Below are 21,468 nucleotides of genomic sequence, written 5' to 3' on the forward strand. Positions count from 1 at the left end.
GCTCAATCTGCGGTAATTCAATAGTTATTCAAAAAGGAAATTTTATGGCACTTTGGGGCGGTCGCTTCACGCAAGCGGCGGATCAACGGTTTAAGCAATTTAACGATTCACTGGTGTTCGACTACCGCTTGGCGGAACAGGATATCGAAGGTTCAATCGGCTGGTCGAAAGCCCTGACCGCGGTCGGTGTTTTAACAGCGAGCGAACAGCAACAACTGGAAAACGCACTGCAAGAATTACACGCCGTGGTGTCAGCTGATCCGCAGATTATCCTGCAAGACGATCACGAAGATATTCACAGTTGGGTGGAAAGCAAGCTGATCGAAAAAATCGGCGACTTGGGCAAAAAACTGCACACCGGGCGCAGCCGTAACGACCAAGTGGCGTTGGATATTAAACTGTGGTGCAAACAGCAAGTCACCGAGTTGCAAAAATCGATCCGCCGGTTGCAACGTAAACTGGTCGCCACCGCCGAAGCCAATCAAAGTGCGGTTATGCCGGGTTATACCCACTTGCAACGGGCGCAGCCGGTCACTTTCGCCCATTGGTGTTTAGCCTATTTTGAAATGCTGGAACGCGATTATTCCCGTTTGGCAGACGCTTACCAACGCATGAACAGCTGCCCGCTCGGCTGCGGCGCACTCGCCGGCACGGCGTATCCGATTGATCGTGAACAACTGGCGCAAGATCTGGGTTTTGCCTATGCCACCCACAACAGTTTGGATACGGTTTCCGACCGCGATCATATTATCGAACTGCTGTCGGTCGCCTCATTAAGTATGGTGCATTTATCGCGTTTTGCCGAAGATTTGATTATCTTCAACAGCGGCGAAGCCAATTTTATTGAATTGTCGGATAAAGTCACTTCCGGCTCATCGTTAATGCCGCAGAAGAAAAATCCTGACGCTTGCGAGCTGATCCGCGGCAAAACCGGGCGCGTGGTCGGCGCATTGAACGGCATGTTGATGACGGTCAAAGGCTTGCCGTTGGCGTATAACAAAGATATGCAAGAAGACAAAGAAGGCATTTTCGACGCCTTGGACACTTGGCATGATTGTTTAGATATGGCGGATTTGGTGTTGAACGACATTAAAGTCAATCGTGAGCGCACCAAAGAAGCGGCGTTGAAAGGCTATTCCAACGCCACCGAACTGGCGGATTATCTGGTCGCCAAAGGCATTCCATTCCGTGATTCGCACCATATCGTCGGCGAAGCGGTGGTGTATGCCATTCAGCAACAAAAAGCGCTGGAAGAACTCAGCCTTGACGAATTCCACCGTTTCAATGCCGTGTTCGGCGAAGACGTGTACCCGATTTTATCGCTGCAATCCTGCCTCGACAAACGCTGCGCCAAAGGCGGCGTCGCTCCGCAACGCGTGGCAGAAGCAATTGCAAACGCCAAAGTGCGGTCGGCGTAACGGTTAACCCTCAAATTAAAAAATCGCTAACACGGTATACGGTTAGCGATTTTTCTTTCCGCCTTATAAGTTTGAGCGTGATCATATTTTTATGATGAGTCATTTGAAGTGCCGGAGCGATAAATGTAAAATTCAGAGGCTTCATGCTTACAATTCTATTTTCATTTATTTCAATAAGGAATTAACTATGCCGATTAACCAATCTATCAAAATGAGCTTAACCGCACTTTGCGTCGCTGTCTTAACGGCTTGCGGCGGTAGCGGAGGGGGAAGTGGCGATAATGCCAATTCAACTGTGGCGATTAATAATGGCGGAACAGCAAATCCAACAAATTCAAACACAAATAATGCGGCGACAGCGACTGTAAGTGGGCAGGTTTTGGTTACGAGTGGAGATACCTATTCAGCAGAAGCGTCTTCCAAACTACAAAGTCTCAGCGGAACTGATTTAAAAGCGATTACGGTTGATGGCGTTACGATTCAACTAGAACATAGCGGCATTTATGCTGCTGGCTGGTCAACATTCAATCTCGGTAGTGGTGCCGCACAGAAAAGCACCATCATTTGTTGCGGCACTCAGCAAAATGTGAAAATTGGCGCACATGATGAGGGGGAAAATGGCGCTGCTTATCTATTTTACACGGGCAACCCAACCTCTGAAACACAAATCCCGACAAGAGGCTCTATCCGCTATCAAGGACATTCATTATACCTGCCTTATAACGAGAATTTAGACGAAGATTATTACCAAGGCAGCACAAATCTGGTCGCGAATTTTGATTCAAAATCCCTGTCCGGCGAACTGAAAAACGATGTTGCCACCATCGCCATTGCGGCAGACATTGTCGGAAATGGATTTTCGGGTCAAGCAACCTCTTCTGCTGAAACCGCAAGTGCGGAATTACAAGGAAAATTTTACGGTACAAATGCGCAAGAAATTGGTGGAATGGCGTCTGCCAATGAGCGTGATAGTCGCTGGGGCGTAGTTTTTTCTGGTAAACGACCATAATCACTTCATGCCAATATAGTGTCATAGGAGGGTGTTAACCTACCTGAGATTGCTGACACACCAACTTCTCTCCCTCCACGTGCGGAGGGAGTACCATTTTTCGCAAGAAAAATGGGGAGGGAGGGAGGGGGAATATGAAAATACAACATATTCATTTTTAACATTCTTTATGCCTCCCTCCGTCCTTCGGACACCTCCCTCCGTATACGGAGGGAGGGAAATGATTCGAGAAAGAGACTTTGTCATCAGTCTGAGGTGGGTGTTAACCTACCTATAACCCATAAACGGCAATAATCAATCCTATTGGCAAATAAAACGAAATAATCAGACAAGCGAACCGCACTTTGCTATGATAATCCCTGATTTCATTTATTTTTCGCAGGATAATCTATGGCTTTTAACCGCACTTTTCACGCCGTGGTGTCCGATCTGGACGGCACGCTGCTCACCACTCAACACATCGTCGGCAACTACAGCGCCGAAACCATTAAACGTCTTGAAGATCAAGGCATTGATATCGTGCTGGCTTCCGGGCGCAACCACACCGACGTCTCCCATATTTTGAAAAAAATCGAATCCGAACGGGCGGCGATGATCACCTCGAACGGGGCGCGCATTCACGATTTGCACGGCAACTTGTTGTACAGCAACAGTCTGCAAGAAAATATCGCGTTTGAATTGATGAATTTGGAATTTGATCCGACGCGGGTGGTGCTGAATTCCTATCAGGACGAGGGCTGGTTTATCAATATCGATTTGCGCCAACTACGCAAATACCATAAGGATTCCGGTTTCGATTATGAGGTGATCGACTTTTCCCGCCACCACGGCAGAGGCACGGAAAAAGTGTTTTTTATCGGCAAAACCGCCGCCGATCTCGCCCCGATTGAACAGACCATCCGCCGGCAATATGGCGATCAAGTCAGCATGACCTATTCCACCCCGATCTGTTTGGAAATTATGAACCAAGGCGTAACCAAAGCCAATGCGCTGGCGCATTTATTGCAGGATCGCAGCTATGAATTGGGCGATTGTATCGCTTTCGGCGACGGCATGAATGACGTGGAAATGCTGAACGAAGTCGGGCGCGGTTGCATTATGGGCAATGCCGATCCGCGCGTGAAACAGGCGTTACCGCACTTGCAGCAAATCGGTTTGAACCGTGACGAGTCGGTCGCCAGCTATTTGCGCGCGCTGTTCAATTTGGTTTAAGAGGTGAACATGAAACTTTGGTACTCCACCACCAGCCCGTTTGTACGCAAAGTGCGGTCGGTGATTGCACATCACCAGTTGGAACAGCAGGTTGAGCTGCAAGCCACCGTCGCCGCCAAAGCGGAATCGCCGCACAATCAGGACAATCCGCTCGGGCGCATTCCGGCATTGCAGACCGATCAGGGCGACTGGCTGTTTAACAGCACGTTAATTGCGGAATATATCGACAGTCTCGGCAAAAATCAGCCGCTGTTTCCACAGGGCGAAAACCGTTGGCAGGTGCTGAATTTGCATGCGGTTGCCGACGGCATTATGGAAAATACGCTGATGTACTTGGGCGAACGCATGCTGCGCGATCAAGCGGAATGGTGGCACAGCCGCCATCGGCAAATGATTGAGCGCAATATCCGCTCGTTGCAGTATCTGGAGCAACGCTTGGATCAGCTTGGCACGGAACTGAACATTGCGACGCTGTATGTGGTATGCGTGATCGACTTCTTCCATTTCCGCCTGAGTATTATCGGCGTAAATCCAAGCGAAATCGTACCGCACTTGGATCGCTGGGCGCAGCAGATGAACGAAAAATATCCGTGTCTCGCCGCCACCAAACCGTACCAAAGCTAAACGCGATGAACAGCTTGTTATTACTGTGTGGCGGCGCGAGTTTAGGCGCAACGGCGCGTTGGCTGTTGTCGTTATGGCTCAACCCGCTGTTCAGCCAAATTGCGCTCGGTACATGGCTTGCCAACTGCCTCGGCAGTTTGCTGATCGGCGTGTTAATGGGCGTCTTTTTCAGTTTTCCGGCGCTCAGTGCCGAATGGCGGCTGTTTTTAATCACCGGTTTTCTCGGCAGCTTCACCACTTTCTCGTCCTTCTCGGCGGAAGTGATCGAAAAACTGTTGAGCGATAAATGGCTGAACGGGTTCGGCATCGTCTCCGCCCATGTCGTTGGCGCTTTGCTGTGTACCGCACTTGGCTTTTACTTATGGAGATGGCTACACTAAATCTCTTACCGTTTTAAGGGGCAGTCGATGAAGATTTTAAATGCGCAACAAATCCGGCAAGTGGATGCTTATACCATTCAACACAAACCGATCTCCTCGATTAATCTGATGGAACAAGCCGCCGAAGCCTGCTCCCAATGGCTGATTCAACATTTTCCGCGCCATCCGACGCTGATGTTTAACATTCTGTGCGGCTACGGCAATAACGGCGGTGACGGCTTGGCGATTGCCCGTCAACTTTATCTGCAAGGCTTTAGCGTGCGGGTTTTTCTGTTGGGGAATGAACATTATTCGCCCGACTGCCAAACCAATTTACAGCGGCTACAGGAATTGGATGTCGCAATAACGTTATTGCAAGACAGCCAAGACTTAAACCGCTTGCAAGATTGCCGCGGTATTTTGGTTGACGCACTGTTCGGCTCGGGCTTGAACCGCACTTTACACGGTTTCGCCGCGGAATTGGTTAACACCCTGAACCAACTCAAGCTGCCAACCGTCAGTATCGATCTGCCGTCGGGTTTATCTTGCCGAACTGACGGCAATCTCAGCAAGCAAGCCATCATTCGCGCCGATTACACTCTCTGTCTGCAAATTCCCAAACTGCCGTTATTACTGCCGGAAAATCAGGATTATAGCGGCGAAATGGTACTGCTGCCGATCGGCTTGTTGCCGGATGCGATTGCCCGCCAAAGCAGCGAACTGTTTTACACCGAGCTGCACGATGTCCAACGGATTTACCGTCCGCGTCAACGTTTCAGCCATAAAGGCAGTTTCGGACATGCGCTGATCATTGCCGGCAGCCACGGTAAAATCGGTGCCGCAATATTAGCGACTCAGGCGTGTTTACGTGCCGGCGCCGGCTTAGTCAGCGTGGAAAGTCCGAAGTGCGGTTATCCGATTTTGCAAAGTGCGGTGCCGGAAGCGATGGCGATCATCAATCACGGCGAAACGGTGTTAAGCGGTTGCAGCGCGCATTATCGCGCTTATGGTGCGGTCGGGATCGGACCGGGTATCGGGCAAGATCCGTTGACCCAATATTATCTGCTGCAACTGCTGCAACAAATGGATAAACCGATGGTATTGGACGCCGACGCCTTGAATCTGTTAAGTCAGGATCATGCCGCGCAAAAACTGATTCCGCCCAACAGCATTCTCACCCCGCACCCGAAAGAGTGGCAGCGTTGGATCGGCGAATGGAAAGACGATCAGCAAAAACTCGATTTAAGCCGCGCTTTTGCACAACAACACAGGGTTTATATCGTGTTAAAAGGCGCCTACAGCGCAATTTTCTGCCCCGACGGCAGCATTCACTTTAACAGCAACGGCAACCCCGGCATGGCGAGCGGCGGCAGCGGCGATGTGCTGACCGGCGTGATTACCGCACTTTTGGCACAAGGTTACAGCCCGAAACAAAGTGCGATTCTCGGCGTCTACTTGCATGGGCATGCCGGCGATTTGGCAGCACAGGCACTCAGTCAGGAAGGCATGATTGCCGGGGATTTGATCCGTTACCTGCCGTTGGCATTCCGCACATTATCATAGTCTTTCATCACAAGAAAAAAGGATAACCAAACGGCTATCCTTTTTCATTGCTTTCAATCGTCAGGCAAAGTGCGGTTTTATCCTAACAAGCCCAATTGCTGTACGATAAACAATAGGGCAAAGGCGGTCAGGTAAATCAAGCCGATCACCGATAACCAAAATAAGCCTTTACTGATTTTATGTTCGCCTTTCAGAACCAATAATAAATTCAAGGTGGCGAAAATCGGCGTGGAAACGAACGAGGCGATCATCGCAAATTGCAACATCGGCGCCAAGGCGTTGTTAAAGAAGAACAGCACCACCAAGCCCGCAACGGTAGTGAACAGCATTGACAGGTTCAAAAAACCTTGGCGGGTTTCCTGCTTCTTCAAAATCAAGCGGATCGCTTCCACATTGGTGCGGCTGTAGCCGTCGATGACGGTGATGGTGGTGCCGAACATGCACGCAAATGCGATAAAGGCAATCAACATACGTGACCATTCGCCGATAGTCACGGCATACATATTGATCAATTGCGCAATATAGCGTCCGCCGACTTTCTCGACTTCCACGCCTGAGCCGTGCTGCACCAAGGCGCCTAACGCCAAAAACACAATCGCCAGAACCGCCGTGCCGATATAACCGACATTGAAATCGAATAAACCGTCACGGTAAGAAACTTTGGTCAAACGGCGTTTCGCCACCACCCACATTGAGTTGATCGCAGAAATTTCAATCGGCGCCGGCATCCAGCCCATCAACGCCACGATAAATGCCAACGCGCCCAAATTCCACGGCGTTGCGCTGACATAATCCGCCGGCGCAACCGCGCCGCGGCTCATGGCGATCACCACCGCAGTAACCGTCGCCAAGGTTAAGCTGATCATAATGATTTTAGACACACCGTCCAAAACGCGATATTTGCCCAACAGTAATAATGACAGACTAAATCCCAGCACAATGGTGCTTAAAATCGGCATTGGCACGCTGAACGGCAGCACGAACGATAGGATTACCGCACACAATAACCCGACCGCCGCGGTGTTGATCACCGCAGCAAACACGTTCAGAATGGTAAAAATCCACAGATAGAACTGCCCTTGCTGGCGGTAACCTTCTAACAGGGTGTTGCCGGAATCGAGGGTATATTGTGCGCCGAAACGGAAAAACGGATATTTAAACAGGTTGGCTAAAATAATGATGATTGCCAACTGCCAGCCGTAAATCGCACCGGATTGGGTCGAAGCGATTAAATGCGAGCCGCCGACGGCGGCGGACGCCATCAAAATGCCCGGCCCCAATGCGCGTAATTTACTTTTCCAATTGGAAATCTCTTCACTTTGAATGAATTCTGTGTTGCTTGTCATAATGTTGTTCCCAAGGTTTTAATCAATTTTATCCAGAAGCTGAATTCGGTTAAAAATCACTGTCTAAAAAAGCAAACAAACCGGCAAATAAACTTGACGATGATATTTGGTTTTTTATACAAACTATACGCATTACTTCTTCGATTTGGCATTAAATCAAAATAAAATGCTATTTTTAACCCAATACATAAAATAAAAAACTGTCATTGTATTTATAAAACAGGCTTATCTTTTCAGATAAGGTGTTTGAGTTTACTGATTATTTAAGGGATTAGCAATCTGATTTGGCGGAAAATCAGCAAATCGGATTAAAATACAGGATAGCAGAAAGTGCTTTAAATGCGCTGTGCTAACGGGGTTTAAACATCCCGCTCAACAACCATAACACCCCCGACAACAAAAACATCGCGGCGGGCGCGATCCAATGCCAACCGAACTGCTGCCAGACTGTCAATAAATAGTTACCGCCGACACTGGCGCCGAGATAATAACTGGAAAGATACAGTGCCGACGCCAAGGCGCGGGCGTGAGTGGCATTTTTGCCGACCCAAGCGCTGGCAAGGGCGTGGGTAAAGAAAAAGCCGATACTGCATAGCAGCAACCCGGCTATCAAAATCCATAATGAACTGCTGATCAGCAGCAACATACCGCTCATCAATAACAACCAACCGAGCAACATCCCGCGCGGCGCACTAAATCGGCGGCTGAAACGCCCTGCCATCGAAGCGGCAAAAGTACCGCTCAAGTAACACAGAAACAGTAACGAAACCTGCAACGTATTCAGCAGCCAAGGCGCTTGTTGCAGCCGCAAGCCGATCACCGAGAACATATTGACGAACATCCCGAAGCAAATGCCGCTAATCAGAAAAGTACGCCACAACAACGGATTTTTAATATGTCCGCACAGATTGGCGAGCATGCTTTTAAACGCCAACGATTGCGGGCTAAAATAGCGCTCTTTCGGCAAACAAAAATAGGTCAGCAATGCGCCGCCGAGAGTGAGCAAGGCGGTAAATATCATCGGCGCATTCAAACCGAACATCTCCGCCAAGATCCCGCCCAGAATCCGCCCGCTGATCCCGCCCAGTGAGTTGGCGGCAATGTAAATCCCGACGGCAGGCACCACCGCACTGGCTTCAAATTCTTCACTGATATAGGCAATTGCCACCGCCGGCAGCCCCGCCAAGGCAATGCCCTGCAAAAAACGCAAACCAATCCATGCCGTCACCGAATCACTGAACAGCAAGCACAATGAAAACAGCGCGCTCAGGCTCAAACTCAGCAACATCACCAAACGCCGCCCGTAACGATCCGCCAACAGCGCCCACGGAATCAGGCACAGACTCATGCCCAGTGACGCGGCGGCAAAGATCCAGTTTGCCAGATTGAGCGAAACCGCATAGCGTGCGGCAAACAGCGACAACAACGGCTGCACCACGTACAAATTGGCAAACACCAAAAAGGACGAGACTGATAACACCAGTGTTGCCCAAAAATAGGCGCGGGTTTTGTTTTTAATCATCTTGCTTTCATTCTCATAACAATTTGATTACATCATAGACTCAAGTGCGGTTTATACAAGATTTTGATCACAAAAATGCCTGCCATATCAAATTTTTCTTTATCTGCGGTGAAAATCCGCTTACGCTATGCTACCTAATTTGCTTAAGACAGTTTGCTTTATGTTATTAACCGTGCTCTATATTATCGGCATTACCGCCGAAGCGATCACCGGCGCCTTAGCGGCAGGACGTGAAAAAATGGATCTGTTCGGCGTGATTATTATCGCTTCCATGACGGCAATCGGCGGCGGCTCGATCCGCGATATGCTGCTCGGGCATTATCCGCTCGGCTGGGTGGCGCACCCCGAATATATTATGATTGTTGCCGGTGCGGCGGTGCTGACCGTGTTTATCGCCCCCCTAATGCGCTATTTCCGCACCGTGTTTTTGGTGCTGGATGCGTTGGGGCTGATTGTATTTTCGATTATCGGCGCACAAGTGGCGTTGGATATGGGACATGGCTTTATTATCGCCTTGGTTGCGGCGGTGGTCACCGGCGCCTTTGGCGGCGTGCTGCGCGATCTGCTGTGCAACCGTATTCCGTTAGTGTTTCAAAAAGAGCTGTATGCCAGTATCGCCCTACTCTCGGCAGCAATTTATTATGCCCTGCCGTATTTCGGCGTACCGCATAATCTGGTGGTCATTCTGACCTTGATCGGAGGCTTCGGTTTGCGGTTGTTGGCAATTTATTTCCATCTGTCACTGCCGGTGTTCGATTATCAAGAGCAAGAAGAAAACTATCAGCCGCTGCTGAAAAAATTACGCCAAAACCGCAAAAAGTAGCAACCGCCAACGGCGGGGTTATTGCAGCTCCGCCAACATCGCCAGCACCATTGCCGATGATTGCTGTGCCGCCAATGGTAAAAACTCTTCAAACGAGAGATGGGACGCTTTATCGGCGACATCCGACACCGCACGCACCACCACAAACGGCAGATCAAACGCATGGCAGACCTGTGCAATTGCCGCCGCTTCCATTTCCACTGCAATCGCCTGCGGAAAATCGGCTTTAATCCGCGCAATCTGCTGTTCGCCGTTACAGAACATGTCGCCGCTGCACACCAACCCTTTGACCGCACTTTTACCCTGCGCCTGAAGCGCTTTTTCCGCCAATTCGATTAGCGCCTGATTCGACGGAAACGTTGCCGGGCAGCCCGGTAATTGCCCTTTGGCATAACCAAAAGCAGTCACGTCGGCATCGTGGTAAGCGGTTTGGTTGGAGATAATCACATCACCGATATTGAGTTCTGCGCTGATCCCGCCTGCCGAACCGGTATTAATCACGCAATCGGGTTTCGCATGCGCGATTAAGATCGTGGTTGCCATTGCCGCCGCGGTTTTACCGATACCGGATTGGATCAATGCCACTTCCAGGTCATCAAGGTAGCCTTGATACAAGGTGCAACCGGCAATTTCACGGTTGCTTAATTCCGTCATTTTATTGCGTAAAATTTCCACTTCTTGCGCCATGGCGCCGACAATTCCGATCTTCATGCTCGTTCCTTTGTTCTGCATTCGCTATGGTTGATTGGTTGTTTTTTTGCTTTCTGCGGTAAACGTCATGTTAGACTGCCGCTGCTGCAAAATGCGTGAGACTAAAAAATCCATCACCGCAAAGGTATAGTCGTCATTATACAAGGTGCTGCTGGTCAGCACATATTGCCCGTCAATCACCACAAACGGACTGGTGAACACCCCGTATTTTTCGGTCAATTCCACCGCTTCCTTCGCTTTCGCCGCCACCGCTTGCGAGTTCAGTTGCATTAAAAACTGATCCAGCGCCACATTATGGCTGATCAGCCAATGGTATAAATTCTCGCCGGCGACCAACGATTTCCTACCTTGCCGCTCGGCACTGTCGAACAGCAGCAGCTCCGCCAACCCTTGCCGATCAAGATTGCGCAAACTGTAATACACATTCGGACCGAATAGCGCCTCTTCGGTGGCGATCGGCTGCAACATCAAGCGCACCTGCTCGTCATGCAAGCGCTGATACAGGCTCAAATTATCAAAGGCGGTCAGGCAATGGGCGCATTCATAAGTGAAAAACAGTCGGACTTCAATCCGATGGTCTAGCGGGTTGGCTTTAATTGGAATGGTATAGGAAAAATAGTCTTTACCGTCTTCAAAGGCAAATTCACTGCCCGGACTTGGCGTTGGCTGCACTGCTTCCGCTTGCGCCATTTGTTCGGCAGCGGTCTCGGCGTCTGATACGGACGGGTTGGCAACCGCACTTTGCGCCGCTGCCTGAGAACAAAACAAAGAAAAAAAGACGCCTATCAACAATAGCCAAAATTTTTCAGTTTTCATGGTATAACTTGGAGCACCCTACCTACTATCATTTGTTAATTTGCTTGCGCTTATCCGACTGTACACGCGGCATAATCGTTGACATACCAAACCGCACTTGACTATTTTACGCCATTTTTACAGCGGTTGCAGATATTCTACCATTAACTGTAGCTGACGGTTACCGCGAAATTCATTAATATCCAAACGGTAAGCGATTTTCATCCGTTTCAACGAATGATCGGGATAAATTTGCGTATCCACATTAAACGCAATCGCATCCAACAACAATGAGCCGCCGGGCGGCTGTAACATCATTTTCAAATGCCGTCCGCCGACCAAGCGTTGTTGCAGCACCTCAAATTCGCCATCGAATACCGGCTCGGGAAATGCCTGCCCCCAAGGTCCGGCGGCGGCGATCAGTTCGGCGGTGTGCAAGGTCAGCTCGCTTTGCGCCAATTCGCCGTCGCTCCAAATCACGCCGGTGAGTTGTTCGGCATTTAAACTTTGCTGCACGACCTCGGCGAAAGCTTGACGAAAATCATCAAAATGCGCTTCGGCAATGCTTAATCCCGCCGCCATGGCATGACCGCCAAATTTTAGAATCATGCCCGGACAGCGCTGATCAACCCTTTCCAACGCGTCGCGAATATGCAGCCCCTCAATCGAGCGCGCCGAGCCTTTCAAAATGCCGGCTTGATCTTGTGCAAACGCCACTACCGGGCGGTGAAAACGATCTTTAATCCGTGACGCCAGAATGCCCAACACCCCCTGGTGCCAGTCCGCCTGATACAGCGTAATCGCCCACGGCAAATCGTTTTCCAACTCGTTCAGACCACTGCAAATCTGCAACGCTTGCAGCTTCATACCCTGTTCGATCTCTTTGCGGGTTTGATTCAGCGCATCCAGCTCATACGCCAGTTGGCGTGCGGTCTGCATATCCTCCGCCAATAACAGTTCGACGCCGACGCTCATATTATCCAAACGTCCGGCGGCGTTGAGGCGTGGTCCGATTGAAAAACCCAAATCCGAGGCGACAAAACGACTAAGATCACGCTTGGCAATTTCCGCCAGTGCTTGAATTCCGTAGCGGCAACGTTGGGCACGAATCCGATTAATCCCTTGATAAGCCAGAATACGGTTATTTTGATCGAGCGGCACCACATCGGCGATCGTCCCCAGCGCCACCAAATCGAGCAGTTCGGCAAAATTCGGCAACGCCTGCGCACAGATATACCCGCCGTCACGCAATGCGGCACGCAGCGCCAACATCAGATAAAAGGTAACCCCGACCCCGGCAAGGGATTTGGACGGAAAACAGCAGTCCGCCAGATTCGGATTGATAATCGCGTCAGCCGCCGGCAAGTCGCTTGGCGGCAAGTGGTGATCGGTGATAATCACCTTGGCGCCGTGCCGTTGAATAAACGCCACCCCCTCATGCGACGAGATACCGTTATCCACTGTAATCAGCAAATCAACCTGCTTTGCCAACGCCAGTTTTGCCACCTCGACACTCAGCCCGTAGCCCTGCTCAAAGCGGTTCGGCACCAGATAATCCACCTGCCCGAATCCCAACCGACGCAAAGCCAACACCGCAAGTGCGGTACTGGTGGCGCCGTCGGCATCAAAATCGCCGACGATCACGATTTTTTGCTGCTGTTCGCGCGCGGCGAGCAACAGCTTGACCGCACTTTGCGTGCCGCTCAGTTGTTGCGGCGGCAACATCGCCTGTAAAGTGCGGTCGAGTTGTCGTTTATCTTGAATATGACGGGCGGAAAAAAGGCGGTCAAGCAACGGATGATCCGCCAACGGCAAGATCACCGGTGGCTGTCGGCGGCAAATGATTTTGTTCACGGGATTAAAAATGCCTTGATTAAAAAACGGTTCAGATAAATAACGGGGCTTCGCCCCGTTTGTTTATTGTGCTTCCTGTAAAGCCGCCAGCAGCTCTTTCGGCGGTAAATAGCCGCCAATCACTTCACCGCCGTCGGTTACCATGGTCGGAGTGCCGCGCACGCCGTATTGGCGCCCCAACGCATAATGCCGCGCCACGATATCCGGTGTTTTCAGCGCTTTTGGCGGTTTGCCGTTTTCGGCTTGATCCAAGGCTTCGTTACGATCTGCCGCCTGCCAAATCGCTTCCATCTGCCCGGCAGTTTGTGTATCCATGCCGCCGCGCGGGAATGCCAAGAAGCGCAGGGTAATGCCTAAATCGTTATACTCTTTCTTCTTGCTATACAGCAAATGGCAGTAATGACAGGTGATGTCCATAAACACCGTGACCACGTATTGTTCATTTTTCGCCGGATAGACGATCATCTGATCAGCAAAACCATTTAATTTATCCAACAGCATTTTTTCGCTTAAATTAACCAATTCACCGTTTTTCAATTCAAACAGATCGCCGCGCAAAATATAGTTGCCGTCGTCAGACACATAAAAAATGCCTTGGTCGGACACCACCGACTGAATTCCTTTTAACGGGGTGGCTTGAATTTGCATATTGCTCATGCCCAATGCGGATAAATTCTGCTGGATGGTTGCATTTGAAGCCAATGCCGCCGTGCTGACCAATGCGCTCAATAAAATTGCCGATTTTTTCATGGGTAATGGATTTCCTTGTTTTTAATTTATTCTAAACTGAACGGTTTCACATACGGCAACATGCCTTTGTGCAACATACTGCGCAAACCGCTGCTGTCATTGCTGCCTAACCCCCGAATCTCAAAATTGATCGAGAACGAGTTGTCATAAAAAACCTTATCACTGCTGTAATTCACCTCGTTGCGCGCCGAGGTCAAATAGCGGCGTGCACCGACACTGACGCTCCAACAACAGGTGTTATATTGCACCCCGCCGTACTGTTCCACCGCTTTATTCAGCGCCACATCATGGTAATAGCGTCCGATCACGGCCCAGTTGTCATCCAACTCCCACGCCACGGTTGCGCCGACTTGCTTAATGTCCTGATTATACAAATTGGAACCGCTTTGCAAGTTTTGGTCGATATAACTTTGGCTGGCATAGCGATAATTCAACTGCACCAGATTATTGCCGCTCGGATTATACTCCAACACCATATTGGCAAGTGCGGTTTTGTTCAAGTCGGTATCATATTGGTAACTGCCGCGCCAATTCCACGCACGGTTGATTTTCCAGTTCGATTCCAACGCCCACGCCGACGAGTGGCGGTTGGTGCGGGTGTCTAAACGCTCGTCAATCCGCGACGCCGTTAAATAATAAATCTGCCCCAACGAAAGATTAAAGCGTTCATCGGCGTTTTGGTCAAACAAACGCGTGGTGCCACCGACCGTGACCTGATTGGCGGAAGCAATCCGATCCAAACCGCTGTAACGGCGATCACGGAACAGTGAAAAATAATCCTGTTGTAACAAAGCGCTGTCATAACCCAAGCCTAAATAATTGGAATAAATATCCTTGGCGCCAATATTGCTCTGGTTTTTATACGGGCGGTACAAATACTGCACGTGCGGTTCTAAAGTTTGACTATAACCGTCCAGAAAAGTTTGCGACTTAAACAGCACGGTTTGCAAATCCGCCTTGAATTGCGGCAACACGCGGTTGACACTGCGCTCCACCGCTTCTGCGCCAACGCCTTTGCCTTTGGTCTGCTGATAGTGGGTGGCGTATAATTTGGTTTGCAAATTCAAGCTGCCGTAATCATTGCTCAATGGCAGGTTCAACTCGGGCTGAATATGGAAACGCCAAGCCTTCGGTAACCAATTACTGTCATTATCAAACCGCACCGCCTGCGAATATAGGGCGAAATCCAACCAACCGTCCGCCAACCCGTTTTGATAATAATTAAAATCAATTTGCGGCAAAGCACGGTACGGAGCGATATCGGTCTCGTCAAAAATCTGGAATTGCCGCCCTGACACGCTCAGATTGTAATTCGGCTGATAATAACCCACAGTAAAGCGTTGATTGGCATAACCGTCGGTGCTGTTGCCATACACCGAACTAAAATCATTGAAATAGCGCTTATCACTCACCCGGGTATAGTCTAAATTCGCACGCCAATTGTCACCAAAACTCGCAGAATGTTGCCAAAAGAACAAATGACGGGATTTATTCTCGCCGAGATACTCTTTCAGCCGATCCTTATGCAAATATTCACTGGCGAGCGTTCCCGTTCCCAATCGGGTGAGATAGCGAAATTCCGTTTGCAATTGTAACCCACGATCAAACATATATTTCGGCGTTATCGTCGCATCATAATTCGGTGCAATATTCCAATAGATCGGTTGGGCATAGCTAAAACCATCTCGACTAGAAGAACTGAATTCCGGCATCAGCAACCCGCTGCGGCGGCGGTCGCCTATCGGTAGCTGCCAATACGGCGAATACAAAATCGGCACGCCCAACACTTTAAAGCGGGCGCCCCACATCTCCGCCACTTCTTCCTGCAAATCTTGCCGGATTTCGTCCGCTTCAATTGACCACGCATTGTCGTTCGGCAAACAGGAAGTGAAAGAGGCATTGCGCAAAGTGCGGTAGCGTTCGCGCATTTCCGTTTGTTCCGCCGTGCCGCGCCCTTGCCGCCCGACAAACTGATAATCCACCGCTTCAATATCGCTGTCTTTACTGTTCAAATTGATCTTGGCATTGCGCCCGCTCAAATCGATCTGCTCGTCACGATAAGACAACTCCCCGTCAACATGGGCGAAACGCTGCAACTGCTCGCCGCTGCCCTGAGTGGTAATTTTGGCGTGTTGCGATTGCAAATGACGGTTGCCTTGCTTAATGTCGACATCACCTTGGTAGGTCGCCTCGGTCGCATGCCGCATTTCACCGCGATCCGCTTCAATATATACCGGCAATTCATTCGGATTGCCGTGCACCGGCTCACCGTTAAAGTGCGGTACGCCCAGCAAACATTGCTGTCTTAAATCCGCTTGCGCCGCGGTGCCGTGCAACGTACCGTATAATGCCGTCACCACAAGGCTCGCCAACAGGCTATAGCTGTTCTTTTTCATTCCGTAACCTATACGTTAAAAACAGAGAAATTGCCCTGATTGTACTCGAAATCCAACTATTGATCATGCGAATATTTTTATCACAATCGCAGGGTTAGCAAATGTTGTTGCAAATTTGAACTGCCGGCAATGTTGAGAACCCGACGACAAATCCTATTTTTATTAGTAATAGTGGAAAAAAAAGGATCTATCGGAGAAATCATTGGAACATCCCAAGGGAATGGGGGTAGAATAAAAATTATCGATTCATTTCATGTCAATTAAATCTAACGAGGAAAAACTATGTCGCAATTACAAGAATTACGCAAAATCACCGTGGTTGTCGCCGACACCGGCGATATCGAAGCCATCAAAACCTATCAGCCGCAAGACGCGACCACCAATCCGTCATTGATTCTGAGCGCCTCATCCCTGCCGCAATATGTCCCCTTGATCGACGACGCCGTTGCCTATGCCAAACAACAAAGCAACGACAAGAAACAACAATTGATCGACGCCGAAGATAAATTAGCAGTGAATATCGGCTTAGAAATTCTGAAAATCGTGCCGGGACGTATCTCCACCGAAGTGGATGCACGCCTGTCTTACGACACCGCCGCCACCATTGAAAAAGCACGCAAACTGATCAAACTGTATAATCAAGCCGGTATCAGCAATGATCGTATTCTGATCAAAATCGCCTCCACTTGGCAGGGGATCCGCGCCGCCGAAGTGTTGGAAAAAGAAGGTATCAACTGTAACCTGACCCTATTATTCTCCCAAGCGCAAGCCCGCGCCTGTGCCGAAGCCGGGGTTTACCTGATCTCCCCGTTCGTCGGTCGAATTTTAGACTGGTACAAAGCCAACAGCGACAAAAAAGCATACGCACCGCATGAAGATCCGGGCGTGATTTCCGTCACCGAAATTTACGATTACTACAAAAAATACGATTATAAAACCGTCGTGATGGGCGCCAGTTTCCGCAATATCGGCGAAATTATCGAACTTGCCGGTTGTGATCGCTTGACTATCGCTCCGGGCTTGTTAAAAGAGCTGCAAGAAAGCAATGAGCCGCTGGTGCGCAAATTGGAATTCAAAGGCAACGTCAAAGAGCGTCCGCAGCCATTGACCGAAGCCGAATTCTACTGGCAGCACAACAGCGACCCGATGGCAGTGGAAAAACTGACCGACGGCATCCGCAAATTCGCCGCCGATCAAGAAAAATTGGAAGCGATGCTAGTGACAAAACTGTAATCATTGCCGCTTAAATTGAAAAATCGGAATCTCGATCAGATTCCGATTTTTTATGATCAAAAAACCATGTTTTCCTGGTTTTTCCCTACTCGACCGCACTTAATCACCGCACTTTGGTAACCCCCTCCATTCATGAAATAAATCGGGAGGGAGAGGAGGGAAATGATTTGAGCAATAGACTTGATCAGCGGTCCGAAGTGCGGCTAACCGCACTTTGTTGCTGATAAAGCGCCAAGGCTTGTGGCAATACTTTTTGAATGTTCGCTTCCCGTTCTTGATAGCTCGGGTGAGTGGAAACCAACTGCTGTAAAAATCCGGCGTCATCGGCAGAAAACTCATAGAGCTTCTGCCATAGCCGAGTCACGTGTTGTGGATTGTAGCCGGCTTCAGCCATTATCAATAATCCTAATCGATCCGCCTCCAACTCACTACTGCGTGAAAATGGTTTACTGATGGCATATTCCGGCACCCAAGCCAAAGCAGAACCGACATAACTGAACGCAGTAGAAGCCACGGTGCCGCCGAAGATTCCAAGCAAACCTGTCGCCCGATCGAGATTCACCTGTTCTTTGCCGTGTTCTTTCACCACGTGCACCATTTCATGCGCCAGAATCATTGCCAGTTCGTCATCACTTAAATGCAGTTTATCTACCAACGCACTGTGAATAACCATTTTCCCGCCGGGCATTGTCCAAGCGCTGATTTCCGGGCTGCGAAAAACCGCAATCTGCCAATCCAATGCCCGGCCACTTTCATTATATTGCTCTGCGATCGGAAACAAACGGGAAAAAGTGTGCGTCACCTGCACCGCGGTTGTCGAATCATGCTCAACGATACCGAACAGCTCCATCTGATTGACTATCCGCTGATAATTTTTTGCGGATTTTTGATTTAAATCTTGGCTGCTAAGGCAGCCAGCCAAAGCAAGGCTAGCCGCTGACAGCAAAGCAAAACGCCATTTATTCAACTCATCAACCCGCTTTTTTCGCTTTGTTATATACCGCCATCGCCTCCGGCATTAAACGGCGCAGATTAGCTTCGCGATCGGCGTTGGTCGGGTGAGTAGAGATTAAACCTTCTAAAGCACCGCCGGAGCCGCCGCTGGCCGCACTCATTTTTTGCCATAATTTGATCGACGCTTCCGGATTGTAACCCGCTTCCGCCATCAGCAATAAGCCGACTTCATCCGCTTCTGTTTCATTGCCGCGTGAGAACGGTTTGTTCAAGCCGTATTCTTGGGTCAAACCGACTACGCTGCTAAAATCATAGCCGGTGGTGGCGGTCAACACCGCGCTGCCGACACTGCCCAATAAGCCGGTCGCCATATTGAAATTCACTTTTTGTTTGCCGTGTTCTTTCAAGGCGTGCGCCATTTCATGCCCCATCACCACCGCAATTTCATCATTATTTAATTTGAGTTTATCGACCAAACCGGTATAAAACATCATTTTACCGCCGGGCATCGCCCACGCGTTCAGTTCATTGCTTTTCATCACCGTAATTTGCCATTGGAACGGCACGCCGGTGTCGTTGGCTTTTTCCGCATACGGCTTGATCCGCTGGAACACGGTATTAATCCGTTTTGCGGTGTTGGACGTGGTATCAATCACCCCTTGTTGCTTCATTTCGTTGACGGTTTGGGTATAACTGCTCGCCGCCTGTTGGTTAATGGTTTGAGTGTCGGCACAAGCTGCCAAACCCACGGAGAATACGGCAGTTAATGCCCATGTTTTGATTTGCTTTCTCATCATCACTTCCTCACAATTTAAAAAAATACCGCACTTTTGCAAGAGCGGTATCTGATCAATAAACCCACTTTCCGTAACAAGGGAAAGAAACAACGTTATTTCTGTGCACGCTCAAACGAGGTTTTAATCTCTTCGCGGGCGGCTTCAACGCCTTCCCAACCGTCCACTTTCACCCATTTACCGGCTTCCAGTGCTTTGTAGTTTTCGAAGAAATGTTGAATTTGTGCTTTCAGCAATGCCGGCACATCATTGATGTCTTGGATGTGATCGTATTCTTTGCTTAATTTGCTGTGCGGCACGGCGATCAATTTGGCATCTTCGCCGGATTCGTCGGTCATTTTCAATACGCCGACCGGACGGCAACGGATTACCGAACCCGGAATCAACGGATAAGGGGTTGGCACTAATACATCAACCGGGTCACCGTCTAATGACAAGGTGTTGTTGATATAACCATAGTTCGCCGGATAAAACATTGCCGTCGCCATAAAGCGATCAACGAACACCGCGCCGGACTCTTTATCCACTTCGTATTTAATCGGATCGGCGTTTGCCGGAATTTCAATCACAACATAAATATCATCCGGCAGTTCTTTACCGGCAGGGACTTTTTCTAAACCCATTTTATATTCCTTTTTAAAATAGTGAATGTAAACGCTATGAATTATAGCGTCAATCTTTTCGTTTTGTCGAGAAAATCCAACAGTGCGGTCTGGCTTAACCGCACTTATAGAATTACAGTTTTTCCACCAACTCCACCGCCGCGCCGATATAGCTTGCCGGGGTCAGTTGTTTCAAGCGCACTTTTTCCGTCTCGGGAATCGCCAAGCCGTCAATAAAGGTTTGCATTGCCGCGGCATCAACCCGTTTGCCGCGGGTCAGCTCTTTCAATTTTTCATACGGTTTTTCAATCCCGTAACGACGCATTACTGTTTGGATCGGCTCGGCAAGCACTTCCCAGTTTTGATCCAGTTCGGTACGCAAGTGCGCTTCGTTGACTTCCAGTTTGCTGATCCCTTTGCTAGTGGCGGCATAGGCAATCAAAGTATAACCCAAGCCGACGCCCAAATTGCGCAGCACAGTCGAATCGGTCAAATCGCGTTGCCAACGGGAAATCGGCAGTTTTGCGCCCAAGTGCGCCATCACCGCATTTGCCAAGCCTAAGTTACCTTCCGAGTTTTCAAAATCGATCGGATTGACCTTGTGCGGCATGGTGGACGAGCCGATTTCGCCGGCGATGGTGCGTTGTTTAAAGTGGTTCAAGGCGATATAACCCCACATATCACGGTCAAAATCAATGATAACGGTGTTGAAACGGGCGATATTGTCGAACATTTCCGCAATATAATCATGCGGCTCGATTTGGGTCGTGTACGGATTCCAATTCACGCCCAGACTTTCGACAAATTCTCGGCTGAATGTATGCCAGTCGATTTCCGGGTAAGCCGACAAATGCGCATTGTAATTACCGACCGCACCATTAATTTTGCCGAGAATCTCGGTTTGTTGCAGTTGTTTAAACTGGCGCTGCAAACGGTAAACCACATTCGCCATCTCCTTGCCGACCGTTGAAGGCGAAGCCGGCTGCCCGTGGGTGCGTGACAACAACGGAATGGTTTTAAATTGTTCTGCCAAACCTTTGATTTCGTCAATCAGTTTTTGCCACGCCGGTAAAATCACCTCATCACGCGCTGTTTTTAACATTAACGCATGGGATAAATTATTGATATCTTCGGAAGTACAGGCAAAGTGGATAAACTCGCTCACCGCCGCCAGTTCGGGCAGGGCTTCGGATTTTTCTTTCAAGAAATACTCCACCGCTTTCACATCATGGTTGGTGGTGCGCTCGATTTCTTTAATCCGCTGCGCATCGGCAAGGGAAAACCCGGCAACGATTTGGTTCAAATAGTCGTTGGCTTGCGCGGACAAGACTGCCACTTCCGCAATTTCAGCGGTTGCGGCCAATTTCTGCAACCAACGCACTTCCACCGTCACACGGAATTTCAACAAACCGAATTCACTGAAAATTGAACGTAAACCAACGGCTTTGTCTTGATAACGGCCGTCGATCGGGGAAAGTGCGGTTAAAGCAGTAAGTTCCATTG

At 49.5% G+C, this 21,468-nt stretch carries 19 protein-coding genes; 8 read left to right on the top strand and 11 right to left on the bottom strand.

The annotated features are described in order from the left end of the window. Nucleotides 1-44: 44 nt before the first annotated feature. The 6 genes from argH (at nt 45) to ACQ31U_RS03270 (ending at nt 6,185) form a co-directional block, all read left to right on the top strand. On the top strand, nt 45-1,418 hold the full coding sequence (gene argH, locus ACQ31U_RS03245; RefSeq protein WP_431053661.1) for an argininosuccinate lyase: 1,374 nt from the start codon (nt 45-47) through the stop codon (nt 1,416-1,418). A 187-nt stretch (nt 1,419-1,605) separates the two neighbouring features. After that, a complete protein-coding gene (locus ACQ31U_RS03250; protein WP_431053662.1) occupies nt 1,606-2,427 on the top strand; it encodes a Slam-dependent surface lipoprotein in 822 nt (273 codons plus the stop codon). A 390-nt stretch (nt 2,428-2,817) separates the two neighbouring features. After that, nucleotides 2,818-3,639, top strand: a complete 822-nt coding sequence (locus ACQ31U_RS03255; RefSeq protein ID WP_431053663.1) for a Cof-type HAD-IIB family hydrolase — start codon at nt 2,818-2,820, stop codon at nt 3,637-3,639. A gap of 9 nt (nt 3,640-3,648) precedes the next feature. Continuing rightward, nucleotides 3,649-4,263 carry a glutathione S-transferase N-terminal domain-containing protein gene (locus tag ACQ31U_RS03260; protein ID WP_431053664.1) on the top strand — a complete coding sequence of 205 codons (615 nt, stop codon included), beginning with the start codon at nt 3,649-3,651 and terminating at the stop codon, nt 4,261-4,263. Between the two features lie 5 nt (nt 4,264-4,268). Further along, nucleotides 4,269-4,643, top strand: a complete 375-nt coding sequence (crcB, locus tag ACQ31U_RS03265) for a fluoride efflux transporter CrcB (RefSeq protein ID WP_431053665.1) — start codon at nt 4,269-4,271, stop codon at nt 4,641-4,643. A 27-nt stretch (nt 4,644-4,670) separates the two neighbouring features. After that, entirely contained in the window at nt 4,671-6,185 is a 1,515-nt protein-coding gene (locus ACQ31U_RS03270) for an NAD(P)H-hydrate dehydratase (protein WP_431053666.1), read from the top strand. 77 nt (nt 6,186-6,262) lie between these two features. On the opposite strand, the gene ACQ31U_RS03275 is transcribed toward ACQ31U_RS03270, so the two are convergent. Both ACQ31U_RS03275 and ACQ31U_RS03280 read right to left on the bottom strand, forming a co-directional pair. Further along, nucleotides 6,263-7,531 carry an NRAMP family divalent metal transporter gene (locus ACQ31U_RS03275; protein ID WP_431053667.1) on the bottom strand — a complete coding sequence of 423 codons (1,269 nt, stop codon included), beginning with the start codon at nt 7,529-7,531 and terminating at the stop codon, nt 6,263-6,265. A 349-nt stretch (nt 7,532-7,880) separates the two neighbouring features. Beyond that, nucleotides 7,881-9,053 (bottom strand): MFS transporter, encoded by a 1,173-nt coding sequence (locus ACQ31U_RS03280; protein ID WP_431053668.1) that lies wholly within the window; start codon nt 9,051-9,053, stop codon nt 7,881-7,883. Nucleotides 9,054-9,213: 160 nt separating this feature from the next. Between ACQ31U_RS03280 and ACQ31U_RS03285 the strand changes: the two genes are divergently transcribed. Further along, nucleotides 9,214-9,876, top strand: coding sequence for a trimeric intracellular cation channel family protein (locus tag ACQ31U_RS03285; protein ID WP_431053669.1), 663 nt, complete (start codon nt 9,214-9,216; stop codon nt 9,874-9,876). Between the two features lie 18 nt (nt 9,877-9,894). Here the strand turns inward: ACQ31U_RS03285 and mtnN are convergent, their stop codons facing one another. The 5 genes from mtnN to lptD form a co-directional block, all read right to left on the bottom strand. After that, nucleotides 9,895-10,587 carry a 5'-methylthioadenosine/S-adenosylhomocysteine nucleosidase gene (mtnN, locus tag ACQ31U_RS03290; protein WP_431053670.1) on the bottom strand — a complete coding sequence of 231 codons (693 nt, stop codon included), beginning with the start codon at nt 10,585-10,587 and terminating at the stop codon, nt 9,895-9,897. A 24-nt stretch (nt 10,588-10,611) separates the two neighbouring features. Next, nucleotides 10,612-11,403: a thiol:disulfide interchange protein gene (locus ACQ31U_RS03295; protein WP_431053671.1), complete on the bottom strand. Its 792-nt coding sequence runs from the start codon at nt 11,401-11,403 to the stop codon at nt 10,612-10,614. A gap of 117 nt (nt 11,404-11,520) precedes the next feature. Next, the gene (recJ, locus tag ACQ31U_RS03300; protein WP_431053672.1) at nt 11,521-13,236 is read right to left on the bottom strand and encodes a single-stranded-DNA-specific exonuclease RecJ; all 1,716 of its coding nucleotides are present in this window, start codon (nt 13,234-13,236) and stop codon (nt 11,521-11,523) included. Nucleotides 13,237-13,299: 63 nt separating this feature from the next. Continuing rightward, the gene (gene dsbC, locus ACQ31U_RS03305; RefSeq protein ID WP_431053673.1) at nt 13,300-13,986 is read right to left on the bottom strand and encodes a bifunctional protein-disulfide isomerase/oxidoreductase DsbC; all 687 of its coding nucleotides are present in this window, start codon (nt 13,984-13,986) and stop codon (nt 13,300-13,302) included. Nucleotides 13,987-14,012: 26 nt separating this feature from the next. Then, the gene (lptD, locus tag ACQ31U_RS03310) at nt 14,013-16,382 is read right to left on the bottom strand and encodes an LPS assembly protein LptD (RefSeq protein WP_431053674.1); all 2,370 of its coding nucleotides are present in this window, start codon (nt 16,380-16,382) and stop codon (nt 14,013-14,015) included. Between the two features lie 282 nt (nt 16,383-16,664). Between lptD and tal the strand changes: the two genes are divergently transcribed. Then, nucleotides 16,665-17,615, top strand: coding sequence for a transaldolase (tal, locus tag ACQ31U_RS03315; RefSeq protein WP_431053675.1), 951 nt, complete (start codon nt 16,665-16,667; stop codon nt 17,613-17,615). Nucleotides 17,616-17,799: 184 nt separating this feature from the next. On the opposite strand, the gene ACQ31U_RS03320 is transcribed toward tal, so the two are convergent. The 4 genes from ACQ31U_RS03320 to purB form a co-directional block, all read right to left on the bottom strand. Continuing rightward, the gene (locus ACQ31U_RS03320) at nt 17,800-18,582 is read right to left on the bottom strand and encodes a M48 family metallopeptidase (RefSeq protein WP_431053676.1); all 783 of its coding nucleotides are present in this window, start codon (nt 18,580-18,582) and stop codon (nt 17,800-17,802) included. 4 nt (nt 18,583-18,586) lie between these two features. After that, nucleotides 18,587-19,363 carry a M48 family metallopeptidase gene (locus ACQ31U_RS03325; protein WP_431054272.1) on the bottom strand — a complete coding sequence of 259 codons (777 nt, stop codon included), beginning with the start codon at nt 19,361-19,363 and terminating at the stop codon, nt 18,587-18,589. A gap of 95 nt (nt 19,364-19,458) precedes the next feature. Beyond that, nucleotides 19,459-19,986, bottom strand: a complete 528-nt coding sequence (gene ppa, locus ACQ31U_RS03330; RefSeq protein ID WP_431053677.1) for an inorganic diphosphatase — start codon at nt 19,984-19,986, stop codon at nt 19,459-19,461. A gap of 112 nt (nt 19,987-20,098) precedes the next feature. Further along, the gene (gene purB, locus ACQ31U_RS03335; RefSeq protein WP_431053678.1) at nt 20,099-21,466 is read right to left on the bottom strand and encodes an adenylosuccinate lyase; all 1,368 of its coding nucleotides are present in this window, start codon (nt 21,464-21,466) and stop codon (nt 20,099-20,101) included. Nucleotides 21,467-21,468: the final 2 nt, after the last annotated feature.

It is taken from the genome of Testudinibacter sp. TW-1 (genome assembly GCF_050613185.1).
GTDB lineage: Bacteria > Pseudomonadota > Gammaproteobacteria > Enterobacterales > Pasteurellaceae > Chelonobacter.